This is a genomic window from Edaphobacter sp., assembly GCF_028283685.1.
Taxonomy (GTDB): Bacteria; Acidobacteriota; Terriglobia; order Terriglobales; family Acidobacteriaceae; genus Edaphobacter.
The window spans coordinates 238394-259354 of the sequence record NZ_JAPWKF010000008.1 but is presented as its reverse complement, the minus strand read 5'-3'; the positions used below and the strand labels follow the sequence as shown (position 1 = coordinate 259354).

The window sequence follows — 20961 nt, the reverse complement described above, 5'->3', positions numbered from 1 at the left end:
AGAGACGCATGATCGGAGGCAGCACGTTGCACCTGCTCGTCATCAACAGCGGATCGTCTTCCATCAAATTTTCGATCTTCGCGACGGATGCAGAGACGCCGCGTTCGCGGTATGAGGGTGAGGTGACGGGCATCGGCTCCGGTCATGCGTCGTTTGTCTTTCACGCTGTGGAGGCGACGGAGAAGCCGAAGCCTGAGAGCATGCAGGCGGAGGACCCGACGCAGGCGATTGCGCGCATCGTCGATGCCCTGGCGCAGCCGGGCGTGCCGAAGGTGGACGCCGTGGGATATCGCGTGGTGCATCCAGGCGAGAAGCTGCACAGCCATGTGCGTATCGACGATGCGGTGATGCGCGATCTGGATGATGCCGTGGTCTTCGCGCCGCTGCACGACCCTTCGGCGATCAGGATCATCCGCGAGATGATGCAGCGCTTCCCTGAGCTTCCGCACTTCGCGTGCTTCGACACGGTGTTTCATCAGACGATGCCTGAAGTCGCCACAACCTACGCCATTCCCACGGAGTACCGCGAGCATGGCGTGCGGCGCTATGGCTTTCATGGGCTGAGCTGCGAGTCCATCGTGGAGCAGATGCGCGCGGCGAAGTTTGCGGTCCCGAAGCGCATGGTGATCGCGCACCTGGGCAGCGGATGCAGCGTGACGGCGCTGGTGGAGGGTGCCTCCATCGACACGAGCATGGGGCTGACGCCGACGGGCGGCGTGGTGATGGGTACACGGCCGGGCGATCTCGATCCGGGGCTGGTACTGTATCTTCTGCGCGATATGAAGGGCGATCGTACGGAGAGCTTTGCCGCGGTGGAGAAGCTGATCAATCACTCTTCGGGCGTTGCGGCGCTCTCGGGCGTACGCAACGACATGAAGGCCACCCGTGAGACCGCGGCGGACGGCAACGAGCGTGCGCAACTGGCCATCGCGGTGTTTACGCGCAGCGTGCGCAAGGCCATCGGCAGCTATGCGTGGCTGATGGGCGGCGTGGATGCGATTGTGTTCACCGGAGGCATCGGGGAGCACGATGCAAAGACGCGGTCCGAGGTCGTCAGCGGGCTCGAAGAGGTCGGGGTTATCCTGAACGCCGCGTTAAATGAGGCCGAAGATCGCAACTCGCATGATGACATTTACCGGCTTAAAGCATCAGACTCTAAGACAGACATACTTCTAATTCCAGCGAAGGAAGACTGGATGATCGCCCGGCACATGCAGACGATGCTGGGCAGCTAGCAACAGATACGGCAGGAACTACCCGCGAAATCCCACCCTGAGTTTCTTTTGAAGGAGATCGAAGATGCCGCCCACCACATCGACCAAGACCAAGAAAGCCACCGCCGCGAAGGCCGACACCGGAGCTCTGACAGCTGACGAGCTGCGCAAGATGGATGCCTACTGGCGCGCATGCAATTACCTGAGCGCGGGCATGATCTACCTGCAGGAGAATCCACTGCTGCGTAAGCCGCTGAAGCCCGAGCACATTAAGAATCGACTGCTGGGGCACTGGGGCTCCGATCCGGGGCAGTCGTTTACGTGGGTGCATCTGAACCGGCTGATCAAGAAGTACGATCTCGACCTGATCTATCTCTCCGGCCCGGGGCACGGCGCTCCGGCGACACTTTCGAACTGCTATCTCGAAGGCGTGTACTCGGAGGTGTATCCGGACAAGAGCCAGGACGAAGTGGGCATGCAGAAGTTCTTCAAGCAGTTCTCCTTTCCGGGCGGGATCGGGAGCCACTGCACGCCGGAGACGCCGGGCTCAATTCACGAGGGCGGCGAGCTGGGTTATTCGCTCTCGCATGGCTTCGGTGCGGCCTTCGATAATCCTGACCTGATCGTCACGGTGGTGGTTGGCGACGGCGAGGCGGAGACGGGGCCGCTGGCGACCAGCTGGCACTCCAACAAATTTCTCGACCCGGTGCGCGACGGCGCCGTGCTGCCGGTGCTGCACCTGAACGGATACAAGATTGCGAATCCGACGATCCTCGCGCGCATTCCGCAGGAAGAGTTGGCGGCGTTGTTCCGCGGCTATGGATGGACGCCGTACTTTGTCGAGGGTGACGATCCGGCGGTGATGCATCCGAAGATGGCCGAGACGCTGGAGCTGTGCATCACGGAGATCAAGGACATCCAGGCCAAGGCGCGTGCCAGCAAGTCGAAGAACGTGGAGCGTCCGCGCTGGCCGATGATCGTGCTGCGCACGCCGAAGGGATGGACGGGGCCGAAGGAGGTGGATGGCCACAAGGTCGAAGGCTTCTGGCGCGCGCACCAGGTGCCGATCCTCGATCCGAAGACCAATCCCAAGAGCCTGAAGCAGGTGGAGCATTGGCTGAAGAGCTATAAGCCGGACGAGCTGTTCGACGAAAAGGGACAGCTGATCGAAGAGCTGCGCGAGATGGCACCGAAGGGCAATCGGCGTATCACGGCGAATCCGCATGCCAATGGCGGACTGCTGCGCAAGCCGCTGGAGTTGCCGGACTTCCGCGACTACGCCATCAAGGTGAAGAAGCCCGGACAGGTGGAGGTCTCTTCGACGTTCACGCTGGGCGGATTTCTGCGCGACGTGATCAAGCAGAACATGACGAGCTTCCGCGTCTTCGGGCCGGACGAGACGGCATCGAATCGTCTGCAGCTAATGTACGAGGCGACGGACAAGACGTGGATGGCGGAGATCTATCCGGAGGACGCGGATGGCACCGACATCGCGCCGGACGGACGCGTGATGGAGATGCTGTCGGAGCACACGCTGGAGGGCTGGTTCGAGGGCTATGTGCTCACCGGGCGGCATGGCTTCCTGTCGAGCTACGAGGCCTTCGTGCACATCATCGACTCGATGTTCAACCAGCATGCGAAGTGGCTGGAGAAGAGCAAGCTGGAGCTGCGCTGGAGGGCTCCGATCTCGTCGATCAACCTCCTGATTACGTCGCTGGTATGGCGGCAGGATCACAACGGCTTCACGCACCAGGACCCGGGCTTCCTCGATGTGGTCTCGAACAAGAGCCCGCATGTGACGCGCATCTATCTTCCGCCGGATGCGAACTGCCTGCTGTCGGTGGCGGACCACTGCCTGCGCAGCACGAACTACATCAACGTAATCGTCGCGGACAAGGCGCCGCACCTGCAGTATCTCGACATGGATGCGGCGATTAAGCACTGCACCAAGGGCATCGGCATCTGGGACTGGGCTTCGACCGATGCAGGCTCGGAGCCGGATGTGGTCATCGCATGTGCTGGAGATATTCCGACGGCGGAGGCGCTGGCGGCGACGGCGATCCTGCGCGAGCATTGCTCCGATCTAAAGATCCGCTTCGTCAATGTGGTCGATCTCTTCCGGCTGATGCCGGAGGAAGAACATCCGCATGGGCTTTCGGAGCGCGAGTTCGATTCGATCTTCACCATCGACAAACCGGTGATCTTCAACTTCCACGCATATGCGTCGTTGATCCACAAGTTCACGTATCGAAGGAATAACCATGCGAACTTCCACGTGCGCGGTTACAAGGAGCAGGGCAACATCAACACGCCGCTGGAGCTCGCGATTCTCAACCAGATCGACCGCTTCGATCTTGCGATCGACGTGATCGACCGCGTTCCCAGGCTGCAGGCTACGGCCGCACACACGAAGGAGATGCTGAAGGACGAGATCATCGAGAGCGTGAACTATGCCCACGAGCATGGGATCGATCGTAAGTCGGTCACAGAGTGGAAGTGGCCGTTCTAGTCTCACAACAACAGGCAGGAGCCAAAGAAGCCTCACCCCGTTACGGGTGAGGCTTCTTTATGTTGAAGAGGCCCTAGGCAGATGCTGCTTAGAAGATCACCTTCAGAGCCAGCTGGGTGTTGAATGGCTCTCCGGCACCGATACCGGGAGCACCGTTGTAATCGCCGATCGTATCGTTCAGCGTAAAGCTGCCGCCCACCGATGTGCTGCTGGGGGGAGCGAAGTTGGTACGGTTGAGAAGGTTGAACATCTCGACCCGGAACTGCACCGTGGCCCACTCATGGATCTTCGTGTTCTTGAAGACCGAGAGATCGACATCGCCGTAACCCGGAGCATAGTAGGCGTTGCGGCGAGTCGTACCGAAGCTGCCGAGAGCAGGGTCGACGAAGGCGGCTGGATTGAGCCAGCTGGCTCCGGGCTTCTGTCCCTGGTATCCCTTTTGCGGATTGGCGACCTGTACTGCACGATCGTTGCCCTCGTTGGTGCCGCTGATGTCGCCAGAGGCGGCGACACTGAAGGGCTGACCGCCGTGGAAGCTGAGCAGGGTGTTGACCTGCCAGCCATTGGTGAAGGGACGCCAGTGAGCTCCGCCGGGAACCTCGTAGGAGAGGAAGCTGACGAAGGTATTGCGCGCATCGAAGTCAGAGGCACCGTAGTTGCCTTTGAAGTTAGTGTTGTCCTGTGGCAGAGCACCACGGTAGGCGGTGACTTCGTCCATGCTGTGGCTCCAGGTGTAGATGACGGAACCGGAGAGGCGATGGAAGTTCATCAGGCGCATCTGGGCCTGTAGCGAGTTGTAGTTCGAGGTGCCGATGCTCTCGATCTGGTTGATGTTGCCGTAGCCGGGATAGGCGCTGAAGTAAGGGCGTGTCTGCTGGCGGACGACGTCATTGGCGAAGTCGCCTGTGGCGGACTGGTTGATGTCAAGCATGGCCAGGAGGCGGCGCCCCTGGCTGCCGACGTAGCCGAGCTGCATGACGACGTTCGAACTAATGGAGTGCTCGATGTTGAGACTGTAGTTCTCGTTGTAGGCGGAGCGGAAGTTGCGGTCGATGGAGAAGACGCCGCAGGGGCTGTCGGAGGCGCAGGGTGAGCCGTTGAGCGTGGACGGGAAGATGGCCACGTTCTGCTGGATGGTGGTGTTGGCTCCCCCGACCGGAGCGACGGTGTAGACAGGATTCGGTCCGCCGGGATTGCCTTCAACGCCGTTCGGCGCGGCGTTGCCGGGGCGGTTGTCGAGGAAGGGATTGAGGTTGGGCGTATCGAAGTAGAAGCCGAAGCCTGCACGCAGCACGGTGCTGGGATCGAGCTGGTAACTGAAACCAAGGCGTGGGCTGAAGCTCTTCCAGTAGCGCTGATAGAGCGTATCGATTTGGGAGCCCTGGAAGGCGAGGCCGCCGGATGCGGTCAGCTCAGGCCGGAAGACCGACATATCCTTCCAGCTGTTATGCAGCGGCCCCATGTAGTCGTAGCGGGCGCCATAGTTGAAGTTCAGTCTGGGCGTTACCTGCCAGGAGTCGCCGGCATTGAGGAAGAAGGTATTGACGAAGACCTGGCGCTCCGGGTCGCCGATGGCGATGGTAGCGTTCGAGGTCTGTCCGGCAAGGAAGTCGACGAGCGGATAGATGTAGTCGTCGTTGCTGCCTGCGGGCGAGTTACGGGTTCCATCGAAGGTAAAGGAGCCAACGATGTTGCGCTTGTAGAAGGCATCGAGCTGCGCCTGGCGATACTCACCGCCGAAGCGGAACTGGTGCTTGCCGACGGACCAGGAGAATTGGTCGGTGAGATGCCCGGTGATGTCGTTGCGGCCCTCGGGAGGCGTAAGGCCTACGGGATCGTAGCCGCCGATGTTGATATTGGGAGCATTGGTGTAGGAAGCACCGGTGATGAAGCCGAGGCTCTGCACGTTGTAGTCGGTGTTGTAGTCGTTGAAGACCTGGTTGAAGTAGTTGACGCCGGCCAGGACCTGGTTGGTCATGTGAGCGTTGATTACGTGGTCATAGACGATGGCGATGTTCTGCACATGGATGGGAGCGACCTCGTAGTAGGAGAGCAGCTGTGAACCGACGGGGGCCACCTGATTGCCCTGTCCCGCAAACCAGTGTGCGCTCAATGTGTCCTTGTCGGTGATGTGCCAGTCAATCTTGCCGAGTCCGTTGTAGCTGTAGCCGAACTCGGGATCGCTTGAGTGGTAGTTATTGACGACGCCGACGGTATCGGCAGCTAGCACGCTGGTGCCCCATAGCGTGTTCAGCACACTCTGCATCACCGGGTTTACCGGGATGTTGTTGGCGGCCATAACGGCCTTGGCCTTGTTCTGCCAGCCGACCGAGGGCTCGGTGGCGGAGCCGGATTCGCCGATGACGAAGCGCTGCTTCTCAAATGTCACGAAGGCGAAGAGCTTGTCGTGCAGGATGGGGCCTCCAACGGAGAAGCCGAGATTGTAGTTGCGCACCTTCTGCTTGGTATCGGAGAAGGGACTCTTGGCGCCGAAGAACTCGTTGCGGTTGTAGTAGTAGACCGAACCGTGGATCTTGTTGGTCCCGGCGCGCAGTGTGAGGTTGACGGTGCCACCGGGATTACGGCCGCCTTCGGGGCCAGCCTGCGTCTGCGCGGAGAACTGATCGACCGCATCGAGCGGAAGCACAATACCGGCGATGCCGGAGACGCCACCCTGGTTGACGGCGGGGACGTTGTGCCAGAGATCGTTGTTGTCGACGCCATCGATCTGCCAGTTCATCTGGTTGGCACGCGTACCGTTCAGCGAGCCATAGCCACCTCCTGTGTATCCGGCGAAGCCCGGCGTGAGTTGGATCATCTGGGTAAAGTCACGGCCATTGAGCGGAAGATCGGCGACGGCCTTGGCCTCCAGCACGGTGGTCTGCGTGGTGGTGGTCGTATCCAACGTCAGGCCCGCAGCGTCGACTTCAACACTTGATGCGGAGCTGGCCAGCTGCAGGGTAACAGGGAGGGTATAGATGGTTCCGGCCGAGACCATGATCTTGTCGGTCTTAACGGTCTGGAATCCGCTGAAGGTGACGGTGACGCTGTACTCGCCAAGCGCAAGATCCTGGAAGAGAAACTCTCCGCCGCTGGAGCTGACGGTCTCGCGTGTAGCGCCAGTGCCGGTCTGCAGGGCAGTGACGGTGGCGTTGGCGATGGCCGCGCCGGTCTTATCGGTTACGGTGCCGTTGATGCCACCGCGAAAGGTCTGCGCATGGCCCGTGACCAGTGCGGCGAAGAACAGCGTGAAGACGATCCATCGAAGACACGATGGCTTAATCCCGTGCGCATGTACAGGCATACGACCTCCAAAAGAGACAGCGGTTTCCTGTGCGCTCTTAACGAGCGCTTATTTTTTCAGGGGCGGATCAAATGAGACGAAATTGAGGCCTGCCGCAGCGTCTGGGTGCGGATGATGAAAAGTGCGCGGCATCTGGGCAGCGCAAGGCGTTTCGGTCTCGGAGAAGGGTGAGACGGCAGCAGTAATGGGCCGCTTTAATTCGGCTCTCGGTTACGGAGTAACGCTACGTTAATCCGGCCCCAAAGTTTTTGCAAGGGGTTTGTGAGAATAGATCTCGTATCTCATCCGCTTACTCATAACAGTCACGAATCGCCCTTGGCGTTCTGCTGGAAATGCTCAAGCGTCGCAGCACGACATCATCATCGCGGTCTATGCGCATTACGGCGAACGCAGGCCGTTCTTCCGCCGTTAGCCTACTTCTTCAACGACTTCCTGCAAAAAAGCGGCGCGGGCATCTACACTCTCTTTCATGTGCGGCATCGTAGGTTACATCGGTCCAAAGCCCGTCGTCCCCGTCATCATCGAAGGTCTGCGCCGTCTGGAGTATCGCGGCTATGACTCAGCCGGCATCGCCGTGGCGGGCGGCGGCCGCGGGCTGGAGCTTCGCCGCGCCCCCGGCAAGCTGCGCAACCTGGAAGCCGTGCTCGCTGAGCGACCACTGCATGGCAGCTTCGGCATCGGGCATACACGCTGGGCCACGCATGGCCGTCCCACTGAGGAGAACGCGCATCCGCACCGCGACTGCACGCATTCACTGGTGGTGGTGCATAACGGCATCGTCGAGAACTACATCGCGCTGAAGAAAGAGCTGATGGGGAAGGGCCACACCTTCGTCACCGAGACCGACACCGAGATCATCGCCCACCTGATCGAACAGGAGCTGAAAGAGCTGCCCGAGCTTCCGCTGGAGGAGGCCGTGCGCGAGGCGGTGAAGCGGCTGCATGGAGCCTTTGCGATTGGCGTGATGTCGGCGAACGAGCCCGACAAGCTGGTCGCGGCACGCATGGGTCCGCCCGCGGTGCTGGGCATCGGCGACGGCGAATACTTCCTCGCGTCGGATGTGCCGGGCATCCTGCATCACACGCGCAATATTCACTTTCTCGCCGACGGCGAGCTGGCGGTGCTGACTGCGGACGGCGTCACGCTCTCGGACTTCAAAGGCGCGCCGCTGCCGCTGAAGGTGCAGCGCATCGCGTGGGACCCCATCCAGGCGGAGAAGTCCGGCTACAAGCACTTCATGCTGAAGGAGATTAACGAGCAGCCACGCGCCGTGCGCGACACCGCGCTGGGCCGCATCGCCTTCGACACCGGGCAGGTCTTCTTCAACGATCTCTCGCTGACGGAGGAGCAGATCCGTTCGGCCTCGCAGATCACCATCGCCGCATGCGGCACCAGCTGGCACGCCGGGCTGGCGGGCAAGTTCATGATCGAGCGGCTGGCGCGGCTGCCGGTCGATGTCGACTACGCCTCGGAGTTTCGCTACCGCGACCCTATCGCCGATCCGACAGCCATCGGGCTGCTGATCACGCAGTCCGGTGAGACCGCCGACACGCTGGCGGCACAGGCAGAGATGATAGCCAAGGGCTCGCCTACGCTGGCCATCACCAACGTCGTCGGCTCGGCGGTGACGCGGCTGGCGGCGGGGACGATTACGACCAACGCCGGGCCGGAGATCGGCGTGGCCTCGACCAAGGCGTTCACCGCGCAGCTGACGGCGCTGTTTCTGCTGGCGCTGCACCTGGCGCAGACGCGCGGGACGATTACGGCAGCAGAGTCGCTGCGGCTGGCGACGGAGTTATCGCGCCTGCCGGCGAAGCTCGAGGGCATGCTCTCGCTGAACCGCGCCGATACGACCGGCATGTCGGAGGGAGTGGCTGCGCCGACCGCCACGGCTGTCGCCGCCGAGCCCAAGCTGCCGCCGGAGTGGGCCGGCACCGAGCGCCGCTACCGTCCGCGGCTCTCGCTCGACGAGCAGTGCCAGCACATCGCGAGGCTCTTCCACGCGGCGCACGACTTTTCTCTTCCTCGGCCGGGGCATCCACTATCCCATCGCGCTTGAAGGCGCGCTCAAGCTGAAGGAGATCTCGTACATTCACGCGGAGGGCTACCCGGCGGGCGAGATGAAGCACGGGCCGAACGCGCTGATCGACGAGTCGCTGCCGGTGGTCTGCATCGCCACCAAAGACCCGGACGACCCGGCGAGCGTGCTGAAGTACGAGAAGACGCTCAGCAATATTCAGGAGGTGACGGCGCGTGCGGGCCGCGTCATCGCCATCGCCACGGAGGGCGACGACGAGATCTCAAGCCTGGTCGAACACACCCTCTACATCCCCAGAGCCCCGGAGCTGCTGCTGCCGATCCTGGAGGTGGTGCCGCTGCAACTGCTGGCGTACCACATCGCGGTGAGGCGCGGGTGCGATGTGGATCAGCCGAGGAATCTGGCGAAGAGTGTGACGGTGGAGTAGTTTTTGTGTCGCGCCGTTTTACTCAATTGCCCATCCCTGAAGCACTATGAGCCGGGTGCCCCATTCATGCAGCCTCATCGCATGAGTGGGCATTCGAGCGGAGCTCGAACCATTTTGTTCGAGTTACACGGCTGGCTTATAGCATCGGGAGAAACCCACTCATGTCGCGATGAAGCTGCGCCATGAATGGGGCACCATTTTGTAACCGTTTTGGGAATTTCTTATTTTGCGTGCTGACGAGTTCTGCACCGAGACCATATTCGGTGCTCTATTATCCAGAGCATGCCCATCGGCCTTGAACGGCGACAGAGCACCGGCCAGCTCCACTTCGTTACGTTTAGCTGTTATCACCGTCTTCCATTTCTGGATTCGTCTGAGCCGAAGAACGTTCTTGAGCGAGCCGTCGAACGGGCTCGCCAGTCGCATTCGCTCGATATATACGCCTACGTGCTGATGCCGGAGCATGTACATCTGCTAACCGGCGAGCCGGATGTGCGCACGCTGGCTTCGTTTCTGCGGGTCGTCAAGGGAGAGTCGTCGAAGCTGCTGCGCGGAGAGCGCGAACGATTCTGGCAGAGCCGTTACTACGACTTCAATACATTTACGACCGGTAAGTTCGTGGAGAAGGTGCAATATATCCATCGCAATCCTGTGACGCGCGGACTCGTGGCCAGGTCGGAGGACTCTCGCTGGAGCAGCTTTCGTCATTATGCGATGGGAGAAGAGGGCGTCATCAGGATTGCTTCACATTGGGTGGATCGGGAGAGGTTCGCGCTGCGCGCGAATGCCCACTCATGCGATGAAACTGCATGAATGGGGCACCCGATTATCCCGGTAGATGCTCGTACATCCTCTACAAAACAGCAGGTGCTACCCTAACCCCATGTCTGGCCCTACGCTTCAGCAGAAGCTCGAACATCTTCTTACCGGCCTTGCCGAGGCAGAGCGTGAGTACGCCGCTGGCGTTCCCTACCCCGACCACACCGGTGCTGGCTCGTGGCCGGAGAGGATCGAGGTCATCAAGCAGCACATCGCCGACCTGCGTGAGATGATCGCCAACGAGTAGACCGCTCGTCCCTCTGGCTGCGGGAGCGGCTTGCTCCGACTGCGTATGTCGTCCCCGTGTAGCGGCGTGTCGTCGCTTGTAGTCTCATCGCCGACAGATCCCGTCATTACGTGCAGGAGAGCGAGTTTCTCCGCTGCAGTGGGCTGCGTGTGGCACAGGAGCCCGGATGCACAAAGGGCCCCTGTTGCATGTTTGAGCTGTACCGCCGTCTTTCTGTCGTCCTGGGCCTTTCGGCCGCGCTCTTTTCCGCACATGCCGCCGTGGCGCAGGCGGTTCCAGCCGTGAATCGCGGGATGGAGGAGAACACCTCGATCTTTGTGATGGGCACGGAGACGCAGACGGGCTTCATGGGGTCGAACCGCGCGCTGACGGCGGGCGCGAGCCTGACGCTGAGGCCGTTTGGAGCATATACGACGGCGGTGGAGCTGCGGGCGACGTATCCGTTGTCGGCGGCGAGCACGGCCTCGAAGGAGATGACGGTGCTGGGCGGGCCGGTGGTGCGGAGGCGTTTTGGCCGCTTCGAGCCGTATGGCGATGTGCTGTTTGGCCTGGGGCGCGTGGATTATCCGTCGGGCTATATCTACAACACGCTGGGGTATGTGCGGACGACAGGCTTCACCTACTCGCCGGGTGGGGGCGTGGATGTGTATCTGAACCCGCGGCTGTCGGTGAAGGCGGATATCCAGATGCAGCACTGGGGGATTCCGGTGACGGAGTCGGGCACGGCGTGGGCGCGGGCGATGAGTGTGGGCGTGAGCTACCACTTCTCGGCGTTCCACCGGAGCCATAAGGCGGATCGGAGTGATCCGCAGTGGCATCCGCTGTCGCAGGATTATCCGGGTGTGAGCCACTAGAGCCCAGCGAACGAGAGAAAGGCCGCGGCGAAGATGGGGTGCCGCCGCGGCCCTGTGGTTCGCTTGATACGGTCAGCTGTTAGCGGACAGTGGCCGCGGCCACCATATCCATGACGTCGGCGACGATGCGGGTGGTGGGGTCGTAGGCGACGACGTAGCCGTCATAGTAGCCGTACTGGTATCCGGGGGGTGGTGGCGGGGCGCCGCGCCAGTAGGACGGCGGGACGACCTGGATGCTATAGCCGCGAGGAATGACCTGTCCGCGATAGAAGTTGGGACGCTGCCGGCCGCGCCAGCGCATGGCGTCGTTGCGATAGTGCGAATAGAACTGGTCGCGGTGATTGTTCTGGAAGCGCCAGTCGTTGTGACTGTTGTAGTGGTTATCGTGATGGTTGTTGTAACGGTTGTTGTAATGGTTGTCGTGATGATCGTTGTAATGGTTGTCGTGGTGATCATCGTGGTGGTAATCGTGTCCCGGAGGGCCCTGTGCGACCGCCACGCCCGAAGAGGCGGCGAGCACCAGACCAAAAGTGAGTACACCAAACGGAGCGGCAAGGCTCCGCAAAGATCGTGCATTAAAAAGACCTGAATTCATCTTCATCTTTGGGATGATGACCGTACGGAGGGGACGGTTGCCCTGTGAAATTCTTTGCAACGTATAAATGACGGATCAGGCAGAAAAATCCCGGCAGAGCGCCGGGATTTTTTCGGGATCTCTATGGTAATGCGACGGTTAGAGCAGCTTGAGCAGTTCCTGCTCGGCGCGGTGCCAGTCGTTGTCGTGATGGCCGTGGTGGCCGTTGCGCTCAAGATAGATGAAGTAGGCGCGGTAGGCGATCTCGTCGTGGGTGGGTTTACGCAGGGCTGCAGGCGTAGCGGCCTCGGGGATACCAGCAGCGGCAGCGGATCTGGCGGCGGTGGTTGCCTTTGGTGCAGCGGTTGCCTTGGATGCAGCGGTTGACTTTGCGGCGGCGGGCGCGCTGGGCGCGGCTTCTGCCTTGACAGCCTTCTTGGCTGCGGTGGCAGCCGCTGTCTTCTTCGGTTTGGCGGCTGTCTTGGCCGGCTTCTTCTCGTTGTCGGTGCTCATGATGCTGAACTCTCCTCACCTGGTTTCGCCACCAACGTGCGGGGCATCTGTCCCCAGTTTAGAACTGGCTGCGCGTCTCTGCACGCCGGGTGGGCATATTAAGGATTCAGTTTGCGAATAAAGGCGATGTTTCGGCGCTCGAAGCGGATTTCAGGGTTCAAAGACGATTTCAGCGCTCGAAGACGACGGGGTTGCGCTCCAGCCACCAGCAGGGCTTGGCGCCGGCCTGGGGAAAGCCCTCGGGCAGCAGTGAGCGTGTGCAGCGTACCTGGAGCTGGCCGTCGGGGTAGTACTCTTCCTTACCGCCCTTGAGCGGGGCGACGACGAAGTGGCCGACGGTGACGGTGCCGTCGCCCTTGCCGGCGAGGCTGCGGCCCTGCCAGACGAGCCAGTCCGCGGCCCAGAGGATGCCCGCAATCGCCAGTATTCCCATCAGCGTACGCACCAGGAGCTGTTTCAAATCGCCGTCCCTCTTCCCTGTCGATCTTCTCTCATCTTCGCAAAGATCGCGTAGAGACTTCTTGACAATCTTTCATCGAACATTTTTCCTTGGGCGTCATGAACATGCGACTGGTTTCAGGGGCCCCTCTTATCGCTGCGCTCCTGTTAACTGGCTGCACGCTGTCACCGCTGGCCAGGCAGACGGCTGCGTTCTCCTCCGCCACATCCTTTGTCGTCGACAACTCGGAGGACGCCTTTCGCTCGGCGGTGCGGCGCAACGACCGGGTGCAGAGCGCCCTGCTGGTGGCGCGATACGACACGCAGCCGATGGACCCGCACGCCATCAAACATCTGATCGACGCGGAGGGGCTGCGGACGCGCCGCACGGTGCTCGACGGGTTGCGAAGCTACGCGCAGACCGTGGCCGACCTGGCGGGCGGGGTCTCGTCGAAGCAGCTGGATGACGCTTCCGCGGCGGTGGGCAGCAACCTGGTGAGCCTGGGCAGCGCGGTCTCGGCGACGACGCCGGTGGGCATCGCCATCACGCCGGAGCAGGCCAATGGAGCCAGCACGGCGATGAAGGCGCTGGGCGAGTTCCTGATCTCGCGCAAGATTAACGGCTCGCTGCCGAAGACGATCGAGGCGATGGACCCCAGTGTCGATGCGCTATGCAAACTGCTGCTGGACGATATCGCCGTGCTGCGCCGACAGTCGGGCAACGACTACGAGGTGCTGCTGATGGAGCAGGATGCTTTCATCCGCCACGCCGGCAAAGATCTGCAGCCCATCGAGCGGCGAGCGGAGATTGAGCGACTGCCGCAGATTCTTGCAGAGAAGCAGGCGGCGGACGACATGCTGGCCGATCTCGAGAGGTGCGTTCGCCAGCTGGCGCTGACCCATCATGCGCTGGCCGCGGCGGCGGGCAAGAAGGATGCGCCATCGCTGACGGCGCGAATCGCCGAGCTGAGCGCCACCGGTCAGCGGCTGGCGAGCTACTACCAGTCGCTGCCCACAGCAACCAGCTAACCCGGAGAGAATCATGTCCAACAAGAAGATCGCCACGCTGCCCACGAAGGCACACGCCACCATGACCATCGCCACGGCGATGAAGACCGAGAAGGCGCCCGCCACAACGACAACTCCAGCCACAACGATGATGCCAGTCGCAACGACGGCGGCGGCGCAGGCTCCTGTAACGAGCTACGATGCGATCGGCGACGCGATCAATAGCTACCAGCAGCTCTTCGACACGCTGGGCCGGGCCTACTGGGATGCGACCGACATGCATTCGAAGGACACGATCCAGGGCACGCGCGAGGCGGTCTACGAGATTCTGACAGGGCTAAGCCGCGCGAAGCTCGAGGCCAACGCCACGGCCTACAAGGCGCTGCTGCCGAAGATCGAGCATGCGAACAAGGCGCTGGAGGAGATCAAGGAAGACATCCGCACCATCACGAAGAACATCAACACGGCAGCCAGTGTGATCGAGGCGATCAGCAAGGTGCTGGCGGTGGCAGCCAAGCTTTAACTCCGATGGGCTATGCTGGATGCGACTCCGGCCTGATGCTATTTGGCCGGAGACAGGCATTTCATTCGATCAAGGAGATTCTCTTATGCGCCACATCCAAGCCTTCTGTCTCTCTCTTGTTCTCGCCTGCACTCCCTCGCTCGCACTGGCGCAGGATCAGGCGGCACAGGCCGCTCCCGACCCGACGTGGTCGCAGGAGGACTTCACCAGAATTGTCACCGACGTCCAGAAGCAGCTGGGCAGTCTGACGACCTACTCGGTCTTCGATTGGATCACCTTCGGCGTTCACGGCAAGACCGTCGTGCTGAAGGGCTTTGCCTCGCGCCCTATCCTCAAGAGCGACGCAGAGAACGCGCTTAAGCGGGTGAAGGACATATCCACCGTGGAGAACGAGATCGTCGTGCTGCCGCTGTCGAACAACGATGACCGCATCCGCGCACAGGTGTACTCGCGCATCTACACGCAGGCGTCGCTGCGCAAGTACAACGCCAACCAGGGCTCGATTGCGCGTGCGATGGGGCCGGGCGGCGGCCGCTTCGGCATGATGGCCGGAGGCATTACGCAGAATCCGCCGATCGGCTATCACGCGATCCACATCATCGTGAACAACGGCCACGTTACGCTGTACGGCGTGGTGCTGAACACGATGGATTCGAACATCGCCTACATCCAGGCCAACGGCACGTCGGGCGTGTTCAGCGTCGACAACGACCTGGTGGTGCAGGGCTCGAAGCCGGGGCAGGCGCCGAAGTAAAAGCACTGCATCGATACTCAGCCGCAGAACTTACTCCGTACGCAGCGCCTGCATCGGGTCGATGCTTGAGGCCCGCCATGCAGGCACTGCGCTGGCTAAGGCAGCCACCGCCAGCATCAGGGCAGCCATCCAGGCAAAGACGGTCGGATCGAGTGGCCGGGTCTGGTACAGCAGCGAACGGATGACATAGCCGACGGCGATGCCGAAGGCGATGCCAACCACCAGCCCGGACGCGACAGGCCATAATCCATCGCGCAGCACCAGCCCCAGTACCTGTCCGCGCCGAGCGCCGAGCGCGAGACGAATGCCGATCTCCGGCACGCGCTGCGTCACGATGTACGAGAGAACGCCGTAGAGGCCGACGCCTGCAAGCAGAAGCGAAAGCGCTGCGAAGATCAGTACCAGTGAAGCGGAGAAGCTCTGGTTTACCGTCGACTCACCAACGATCTGCGGGATCGTCAGAATCTCGACAAGCGGCAGCTGCGGATCGAGCGAACCGATTGCCTTCTGGACCGCAACGGCGTAGCTGAGCGGATCGCCGGCTGTGCGTAACACCAGGGTGGATCGATAGCCCGTGTCGCCGGAGAGGACCGGGTAATACACCGTTGCCTTCGTTCGCTCTCCCACTTTCCACAAGGTGTCTCCAACCACGCCGACGATCTCATAGGTTCGCTTCTTGTTGGTGATGTCGGCTCCCATCACAATCGTGCGCCCGATCACGTTCTCGCCCGGATAGTACCGCTTCACCAGCTCCTGCGAGACGACGACCTTCTTGGATTGATCCAGCCGATCGTGTTCGTTGAACACCCTTCCTGCAACCAGGGGAATACCAAGCGTCGTAAAGTAAGCAGGGTCCGCATACCGGATCATCGCATCGGGCTGTTTGTTGGTCTCGTGGGTCGGGCGCTCCGGGACGATGAAGACCTGGTCGCCGTCCCAGCCTGCGCCCGGTACCGTCGAACCCAGCCCCGCTGACTGCACTCCCGGAATGCGCCTCACACGCTCCAGAAGCGACTCAGAAAAGGCAACGCTCTGCTCCGGTTTGCTATAGACCTCCATCGGCAGGTTATATCGCAGCGTCAGCAGATGATCGCCCGCGATGCCCAGCTCCGTCGTACGCAGCTGGATAAAGCTCTTCAACAGGAATCCCGCCGAGAGCAACAACATGACCGTCAAAGCAATCTCAATGCTCAGCAGCGTCTTGCGCAACCTGGCACGAGACACACCCGCTCCCGCAGCGCGCGAAGAGTCCTTGAGCCCTTCCAGAATTCCGCGTTGGGTTGACGACAACGCCGGCAGCAGCCCTGCGAGAATCGCCGTCACGCCCACCACGCCAAAGGTGAACAGCACGATCATTCCATCGACGTGAATGGAGGACGCACGAGGCAGATCGCGCCAGTGCAGCTTCAGCCATGCCGTTCCCGTCAGCGCCAACAACAACCCGATGGCTCCCCCACAGGCGCAAAGAATCAGGGTCTCCGTCATCTGCCCCCGCAGCAGCGCGAAACGGCCTGCCCCGAGAGCGCCGCGAATCGCCATCTCTTTCTGCCTCGCTGCTCCACGAGCAACAAGGAGATTCGACACATTCAGGCATCCGATCAGCAGCATGCACGCCACCGCAGACATCATCATCAGCAGCGGCGTCTTCACGTCCTGCACGACGTCTTCGATCATCGGACGCGACATGACGTCCTCGGCCACCGGCAGCCCCGCATACTGCAGATGCATCCGGTACTGCAGCGCGCTCACCTCATCGGTGGCCGTCTTCAGGCTGACGCCGGGTTTCATCCGCGCAACGACATAGGGATAATGATTGTCGTGCTCGTGCAGCCGCTCGGCCGTCTCTCCGTCCGCGTAAGGAACCCACACCTGCGTCCGCGCATCGGGATACACAAACCACTCCGGCAGCACACCAATAACCGTGTAGGGCCTTGTCGCCATTCGGATCGTCTTTCCCACAATCGCAGGATCGCCGCCAAAGCGCCTCTGAAAGAAGCTCCACGTCAGCAGGGCGACATGGTGATCTCCCAGCGTGTCTTCCTCTTCACGAAAGGTTCGGCCAAGCGCAGGCGTCACTCCCAGCAGCGGAAAGAGATTCCACGTGCCCTTCTGCGCCGCCACCATCTCTGGCATCTCACCGTGGTCTCCAGTGACCGTCAGGCTGGAGTAGTGGTATGAGGCCATATCCTCGAAGCCATGCGTCTGCGCCCGCCACTCAAAAAAATCTCCCGGCGCGACCGGGTTATAAGGCGAACCGTAGGTGGTGGCGCGCCAGTGCTCATACACCATCACCAGTTTGCCAGGATCGCGGAAGGGCAACGGATCAAGCAGTACGGCGCGAACGACGGTAAACAGGCAGATGGTCGCGCCGATGCACAGCGCCATGACGGCCACCGAGGTGATGGTGAAGCCGGGAGCACGCAGCAGAGAGCGCGTGCTGAAGCGAAGGTCGCGGGCGAGCGTCTCCAGCCAGCCCCAGCTCCAGCCGTCGCGTGACCGATCGCGCAGCAGTGCGGGATTGCCGAAGCGCCGCATCGCGGCCTTGCGGGCCTCTTCGGGCGAGCGACCCTGCGCCACCTGCTCGGCGATCTCCTGCTCGAGGTGGAAGCGCATCTCCTCGTCGAGCCGCGCGGTCTCGCTGCCGCGGCGGAAGAGCGTCGACAGCAACTTTTTCATGGTGTGCATCCAGCGCATCGCGTGCCTCCGTGATTGCCGCTAGCTCTCGACGACGAGATCGATGGCCGCCGAAAGACGGCTCCACATCTCGCGCTCGTGTTCGAGCTGCGCCTTGCCTGCGGCCGTCAGCGAGTAGAAGCGCGCCTGCCGGCCGGTGTCGGTCTCCGCCCACTTCGAGCGAATCCACCCCTGCTGCTCCAGCCGCTGCAGGGCCGGATAGAGCGAGCCCTGCTGCACCTGCAGCACCTCGTTGGAGATCTGCTGAATCCGCTTGGCGATCGCCCAGCCGTGCTTCGGCTCAAGCGAGAGCGTCTTGAGGATCAGCAGGCCCAGTGTTCCCTGCACAAGATCATTTGGTCGTCCCATACTATGATTATCTACACGAACTGTTTGTAGACCGTCTAGGCATCAGTACGTCGAGAGACAAAAATTGTTCCCGGCAACTTCAATTTTCTTTGCTGAGTGAGCCAGCGATGCCGAACAGAGGATGCTTTCGCTCGCCAGAGACGTTGCGGATCAGAGACTTCGCGAAGCGAGCAGGAATTGAGGCGTGTCTACAGATTGAAGAGGTCGCGCAGGCGCTTGGTCTGGGCGCGGCTGACGGGAATCTCGGTCTTCTTGGGGTCGTCCATGCGGATCTGGTAGCTGGACTTGAACCACGGCACGACCTCGCGGATGTGCTGGATGTTGACGAGGTAGGAGCGGTGCGCTCGCCAGAACATCTCCGGGTCCAGCTGGCTCTGCAGCTCCTCGATGGTGCGGCAGTTGGAGTGGCCTTCGACGGTGCGGGTAACCACCGTGATGGTGCCCTCTTCGATGGAGGCGAAGCAGATCTCCTTCTGATCGACGAGGAGAAGACGGTTCTGCGCCCGCACCACAACCTTGCCGGTGTTTGCACGCACCTGCGGCGGAGAGCCGGCGGCCTGCGCGGCCTGTTCTTCGACCAGCTTCAGCAGTGCATCAAGCTTCGCGGTCGCTTCGCTGACCGAGGCATCGGTGATGGCGGCGGAGGCGGACTCGACGGAGGCTGTCGCGATGCGCGACTGCGCCTTCTCGATGGTCTGCAGGACACGCTTGCGGTCGAAGGGCTTCAGCAGGTAGTCGACGGCGTTCACCTCGAAGGCGCGCACGGCGTACTGGTTGAAGGCGGTGGCAAAGACGACCTGCGGCATGGGTAGCTTGCGGTCCAGCAGCTTTTTGAGGACACCGAATCCATCGAGGCCGGGCATCTGCACGTCGAGGAAGACGACATCGGGCTTGTGGTTGCGGATCAGATCGACGGCTTCGATGCCGTTGGTTCCCTGCGCCAACACCTGGACGCCGCCAGCATGTTCCAGCAGGTACTGGAGCTCCTGCCGGGCGAGGGGTTCGTCGTCGATGATGAGTGCTGTCAGTGACATGGGACAAGCGGAGTCCGACTCATCCCAGAGCAGGCAACTCCACTAGTCACTATACGCCCGCAGGCGGGCGGGGGCGTGATCCTCGGCCAGGTCGTGGCCGCACTGCATGCAGTAGACATCGGTGATCTGCACGCCGCGGAAGCAGCGTCCGCAGACGGGCGCCATCTGAAACTGACACTGCGGGCAGAAGTGGCAACCGACGGTGAGCTCGGTGCGGCAGTGCGGGCAGGGCTGCATCAGCGGCTGGCGCAGCAGGAAGTAGACGACGGCACCGATACCACCGGGCATCAGCACGACGATCAACATCCATAGACCGGCAGGCATACGGCGGCGCTTGATATCGCGGCTGACGTAGCCGACGAGCAGAACATAGCTGGCGAAGGCCGTTCCCCAGGAGTAGCCCATCAGCAGCCGCATCGGCAGCAGCTCGTGCTTGTGGTGGGGCATGACGACGTGGAAGAGATACTGCACCGCGGTGAAGACGGCAACCGCCAGCACCACCGACCAGGCGGGGATCAGGCTGAGCTGGTCCTCACTGTCCGGCTGCTGCTCGCGCAGGTCTCCCTGTGCTGCTCCGTTCTGTCTCCATGGCAGGTTCATCGCATGTACTCATTTTCCGAACGGCGTCCTCGGGTCCGGTTCCACCACGCCATCCCCAGAAGCGCGAGGGAGAGCGGAAGAAACCACACGGCAAGGACGAGATACTGATCGCTGGAGTCGACGAAGCCGGTCGGATTGATCTCGTACTCGTCGAAGACCGTCCATACCGCTGTAACCAGGATGACCAGCATCGCCGCGCTGATCGCCATCGGCGCCATCAGGCTGCGGATACGGTCGCGGCGCTTCGACATCTGGTTGGCGCGCTCGCGCACAACGCGATGCGTCCGATTGACCAGCGAGGCGCCGGCGGCAACATTCAGCGAACCGAAGTCGATCGATCCCAGCGGAGCGGGCCGTTCGTTGTCCCGTCCCTGTGCTCTCTCGAAGAGTTCGCTCATCCTCTTGCCTCCATCAGGCGATTGCTCCGGAGCTTGGCCAGCTCCGGCCTCAGCGAGGCCAGACCGCGATACAGGCGCGACTTGACGGTCGAGAGCGGAGCGCGCGTCATGGTGGAGATGTCTTCAAGCGACATCTCTTCGTAGAACCGAAGGATCAGAACCTCGCGGTGCGCGGGCTCGAGCGTCAGCAGGATCTGGCCGACCTCGGCGGAGTTCTCACGCGACTGAAACTGTTCGAGTGGCGAAGGTCCTTCGAAGGCGACCTCGAAGGGGCGGTCATCTTCGTTCTGTTCGCTCATCTCTTCGAGGCTGGCCATGGTGCGCTTGCGCGAGAGGTCGATGACCAGGTTGCGGGCGATGGTGAACAGCCAGGTATCGAAGCGGGCCTTGCCGTTGTACTGCGCACCGCGCAGCAGCACGCGCATCCAGGTCTCCTGGAAGAGGTCTTCCGCGGTCTCGCGGCGGCCGGTGAGGAAGAGCAGATAACGGAGGAGTCGGTGCTGGTACTGCTCGATCAGGTGGTCGAGCAGCTCAGTGTCCTGACGCTTCAGACCGCGCGCAATCGCCGCATTCTCGCTTTCGTTGAGAGAGGCGGCCTGGGCGGCGGTCAGCGACACGGATCCTGCATCCATAGCGATAGTGACGTCCTCTTTAGAGAAAAAGTC

At 61.7% G+C, this 20961-nt stretch carries 20 protein-coding genes; 10 read left to right on the top strand and 10 right to left on the bottom strand.

Features of this window, described 5'->3' with window-relative positions:
- The first annotated feature begins 8 nt into the window (after window positions 1-8).
- Window positions 9-1235: an acetate/propionate family kinase gene (locus PW789_RS16105; protein WP_299378456.1), complete on the top strand. Its 1227-nt coding sequence runs from the start codon at window positions 9-11 to the stop codon at window positions 1233-1235.
- A 64-nt stretch (window positions 1236-1299) separates the two neighbouring features.
- Window positions 1300-3723, top strand: a complete 2424-nt coding sequence (locus PW789_RS16100; protein ID WP_299378454.1) for a phosphoketolase — start codon at window positions 1300-1302, stop codon at window positions 3721-3723.
- An 88-nt stretch (window positions 3724-3811) separates the two neighbouring features.
- Here the strand turns inward: PW789_RS16100 and PW789_RS16095 are convergent, their stop codons facing one another.
- Window positions 3812-7027 carry a TonB-dependent receptor gene (locus PW789_RS16095; RefSeq protein ID WP_299378452.1) on the bottom strand — a complete coding sequence of 1072 codons (3216 nt, stop codon included), beginning with the start codon at window positions 7025-7027 and terminating at the stop codon, window positions 3812-3814.
- A 469-nt stretch (window positions 7028-7496) separates the two neighbouring features.
- Here PW789_RS16095 and glmS point away from each other — a divergent pair, with 469 nt between their 5' ends.
- The 5 genes from glmS (at window position 7497) to PW789_RS16070 (ending at window position 11412) form a co-directional block, all read left to right on the top strand.
- On the top strand, window positions 7497-9086 hold the full coding sequence (glmS, locus tag PW789_RS16090; RefSeq protein ID WP_299378450.1) for a glutamine--fructose-6-phosphate transaminase (isomerizing): 1590 nt from the start codon (window positions 7497-7499) through the stop codon (window positions 9084-9086).
- Window positions 9064-9492, top strand: a complete 429-nt coding sequence (locus tag PW789_RS16085) for an SIS domain-containing protein (protein WP_367182583.1) — start codon at window positions 9064-9066, stop codon at window positions 9490-9492. Before glmS ends, PW789_RS16085 begins: the two co-directional genes overlap by 23 nt.
- Before the next feature lie 282 nt (window positions 9493-9774).
- Window positions 9775-10305 (top strand): transposase, encoded by a 531-nt coding sequence (locus PW789_RS16080; RefSeq protein WP_299378448.1) that lies wholly within the window; start codon window positions 9775-9777, stop codon window positions 10303-10305.
- A gap of 70 nt (window positions 10306-10375) precedes the next feature.
- Window positions 10376-10558 carry a hypothetical protein gene (locus tag PW789_RS16075; protein WP_299378446.1) on the top strand — a complete coding sequence of 61 codons (183 nt, stop codon included), beginning with the start codon at window positions 10376-10378 and terminating at the stop codon, window positions 10556-10558.
- A gap of 188 nt (window positions 10559-10746) precedes the next feature.
- Window positions 10747-11412, top strand: coding sequence for an outer membrane beta-barrel protein (locus PW789_RS16070; protein ID WP_299378444.1), 666 nt, complete (start codon window positions 10747-10749; stop codon window positions 11410-11412).
- A gap of 79 nt (window positions 11413-11491) precedes the next feature.
- On the opposite strand, the gene PW789_RS16065 is transcribed toward PW789_RS16070, so the two are convergent.
- From PW789_RS16065 to PW789_RS16055, 3 genes are all read right to left on the bottom strand, one after another.
- The gene (locus PW789_RS16065; protein ID WP_299378442.1) at window positions 11492-12007 is read right to left on the bottom strand and encodes a hypothetical protein; all 516 of its coding nucleotides are present in this window, start codon (window positions 12005-12007) and stop codon (window positions 11492-11494) included.
- A gap of 138 nt (window positions 12008-12145) precedes the next feature.
- The gene (locus PW789_RS16060) at window positions 12146-12499 is read right to left on the bottom strand and encodes a DUF2934 domain-containing protein (RefSeq protein ID WP_299378440.1); all 354 of its coding nucleotides are present in this window, start codon (window positions 12497-12499) and stop codon (window positions 12146-12148) included.
- A 169-nt stretch (window positions 12500-12668) separates the two neighbouring features.
- Complete coding sequence (locus PW789_RS16055) at window positions 12669-12959, bottom strand: hypothetical protein (protein WP_299378438.1); 291 nt, start codon at window positions 12957-12959, stop codon at window positions 12669-12671.
- Window positions 12960-13063: 104 nt separating this feature from the next.
- Here PW789_RS16055 and PW789_RS16050 point away from each other — a divergent pair, with 104 nt between their 5' ends.
- The 3 genes from PW789_RS16050 to PW789_RS16040 all read left to right on the top strand — a co-directional run bounded on the left by PW789_RS16050 (window position 13064) and on the right by PW789_RS16040 (window position 15222).
- Window positions 13064-13966: a hypothetical protein gene (locus tag PW789_RS16050; RefSeq protein WP_299378436.1), complete on the top strand. Its 903-nt coding sequence runs from the start codon at window positions 13064-13066 to the stop codon at window positions 13964-13966.
- Between the two features lie 13 nt (window positions 13967-13979).
- Window positions 13980-14468, top strand: a complete 489-nt coding sequence (locus PW789_RS16045; protein ID WP_299378434.1) for a hypothetical protein — start codon at window positions 13980-13982, stop codon at window positions 14466-14468.
- An 85-nt stretch (window positions 14469-14553) separates the two neighbouring features.
- A complete protein-coding gene (locus PW789_RS16040) occupies window positions 14554-15222 on the top strand; it encodes a BON domain-containing protein (protein ID WP_299378432.1) in 669 nt (222 codons plus the stop codon).
- A 30-nt stretch (window positions 15223-15252) separates the two neighbouring features.
- On the opposite strand, the gene PW789_RS16035 is transcribed toward PW789_RS16040, so the two are convergent.
- The 6 genes from PW789_RS16035 to PW789_RS16010 form a co-directional block, all read right to left on the bottom strand.
- A complete protein-coding gene (locus PW789_RS16035) occupies window positions 15253-17898 on the bottom strand; it encodes an ABC transporter permease (protein WP_299378429.1) in 2646 nt (881 codons plus the stop codon).
- Window positions 17899-17937: 39 nt separating this feature from the next.
- Window positions 17938-18264, bottom strand: coding sequence for a PadR family transcriptional regulator (locus tag PW789_RS16030; RefSeq protein WP_299378427.1), 327 nt, complete (start codon window positions 18262-18264; stop codon window positions 17938-17940).
- Between the two features lie 188 nt (window positions 18265-18452).
- On the bottom strand, window positions 18453-19298 hold the full coding sequence (locus tag PW789_RS16025; protein WP_299378425.1) for a LytTR family DNA-binding domain-containing protein: 846 nt from the start codon (window positions 19296-19298) through the stop codon (window positions 18453-18455).
- 42 nt (window positions 19299-19340) lie between these two features.
- Window positions 19341-19898, bottom strand: a complete 558-nt coding sequence (locus PW789_RS16020; protein ID WP_299378423.1) for a zinc ribbon domain-containing protein — start codon at window positions 19896-19898, stop codon at window positions 19341-19343.
- Window positions 19895-20296 (bottom strand): hypothetical protein, encoded by a 402-nt coding sequence (locus PW789_RS16015; protein ID WP_299378421.1) that lies wholly within the window; start codon window positions 20294-20296, stop codon window positions 19895-19897. Before PW789_RS16015 ends, PW789_RS16020 begins: the two co-directional genes overlap by 4 nt.
- Window positions 20293-20928 (bottom strand): RNA polymerase sigma factor, encoded by a 636-nt coding sequence (locus PW789_RS16010; protein ID WP_299378418.1) that lies wholly within the window; start codon window positions 20926-20928, stop codon window positions 20293-20295. The genes PW789_RS16015 and PW789_RS16010 overlap by 4 nt, the downstream gene beginning before the upstream one ends.
- Window positions 20929-20961 lie beyond the last annotated feature (33 nt).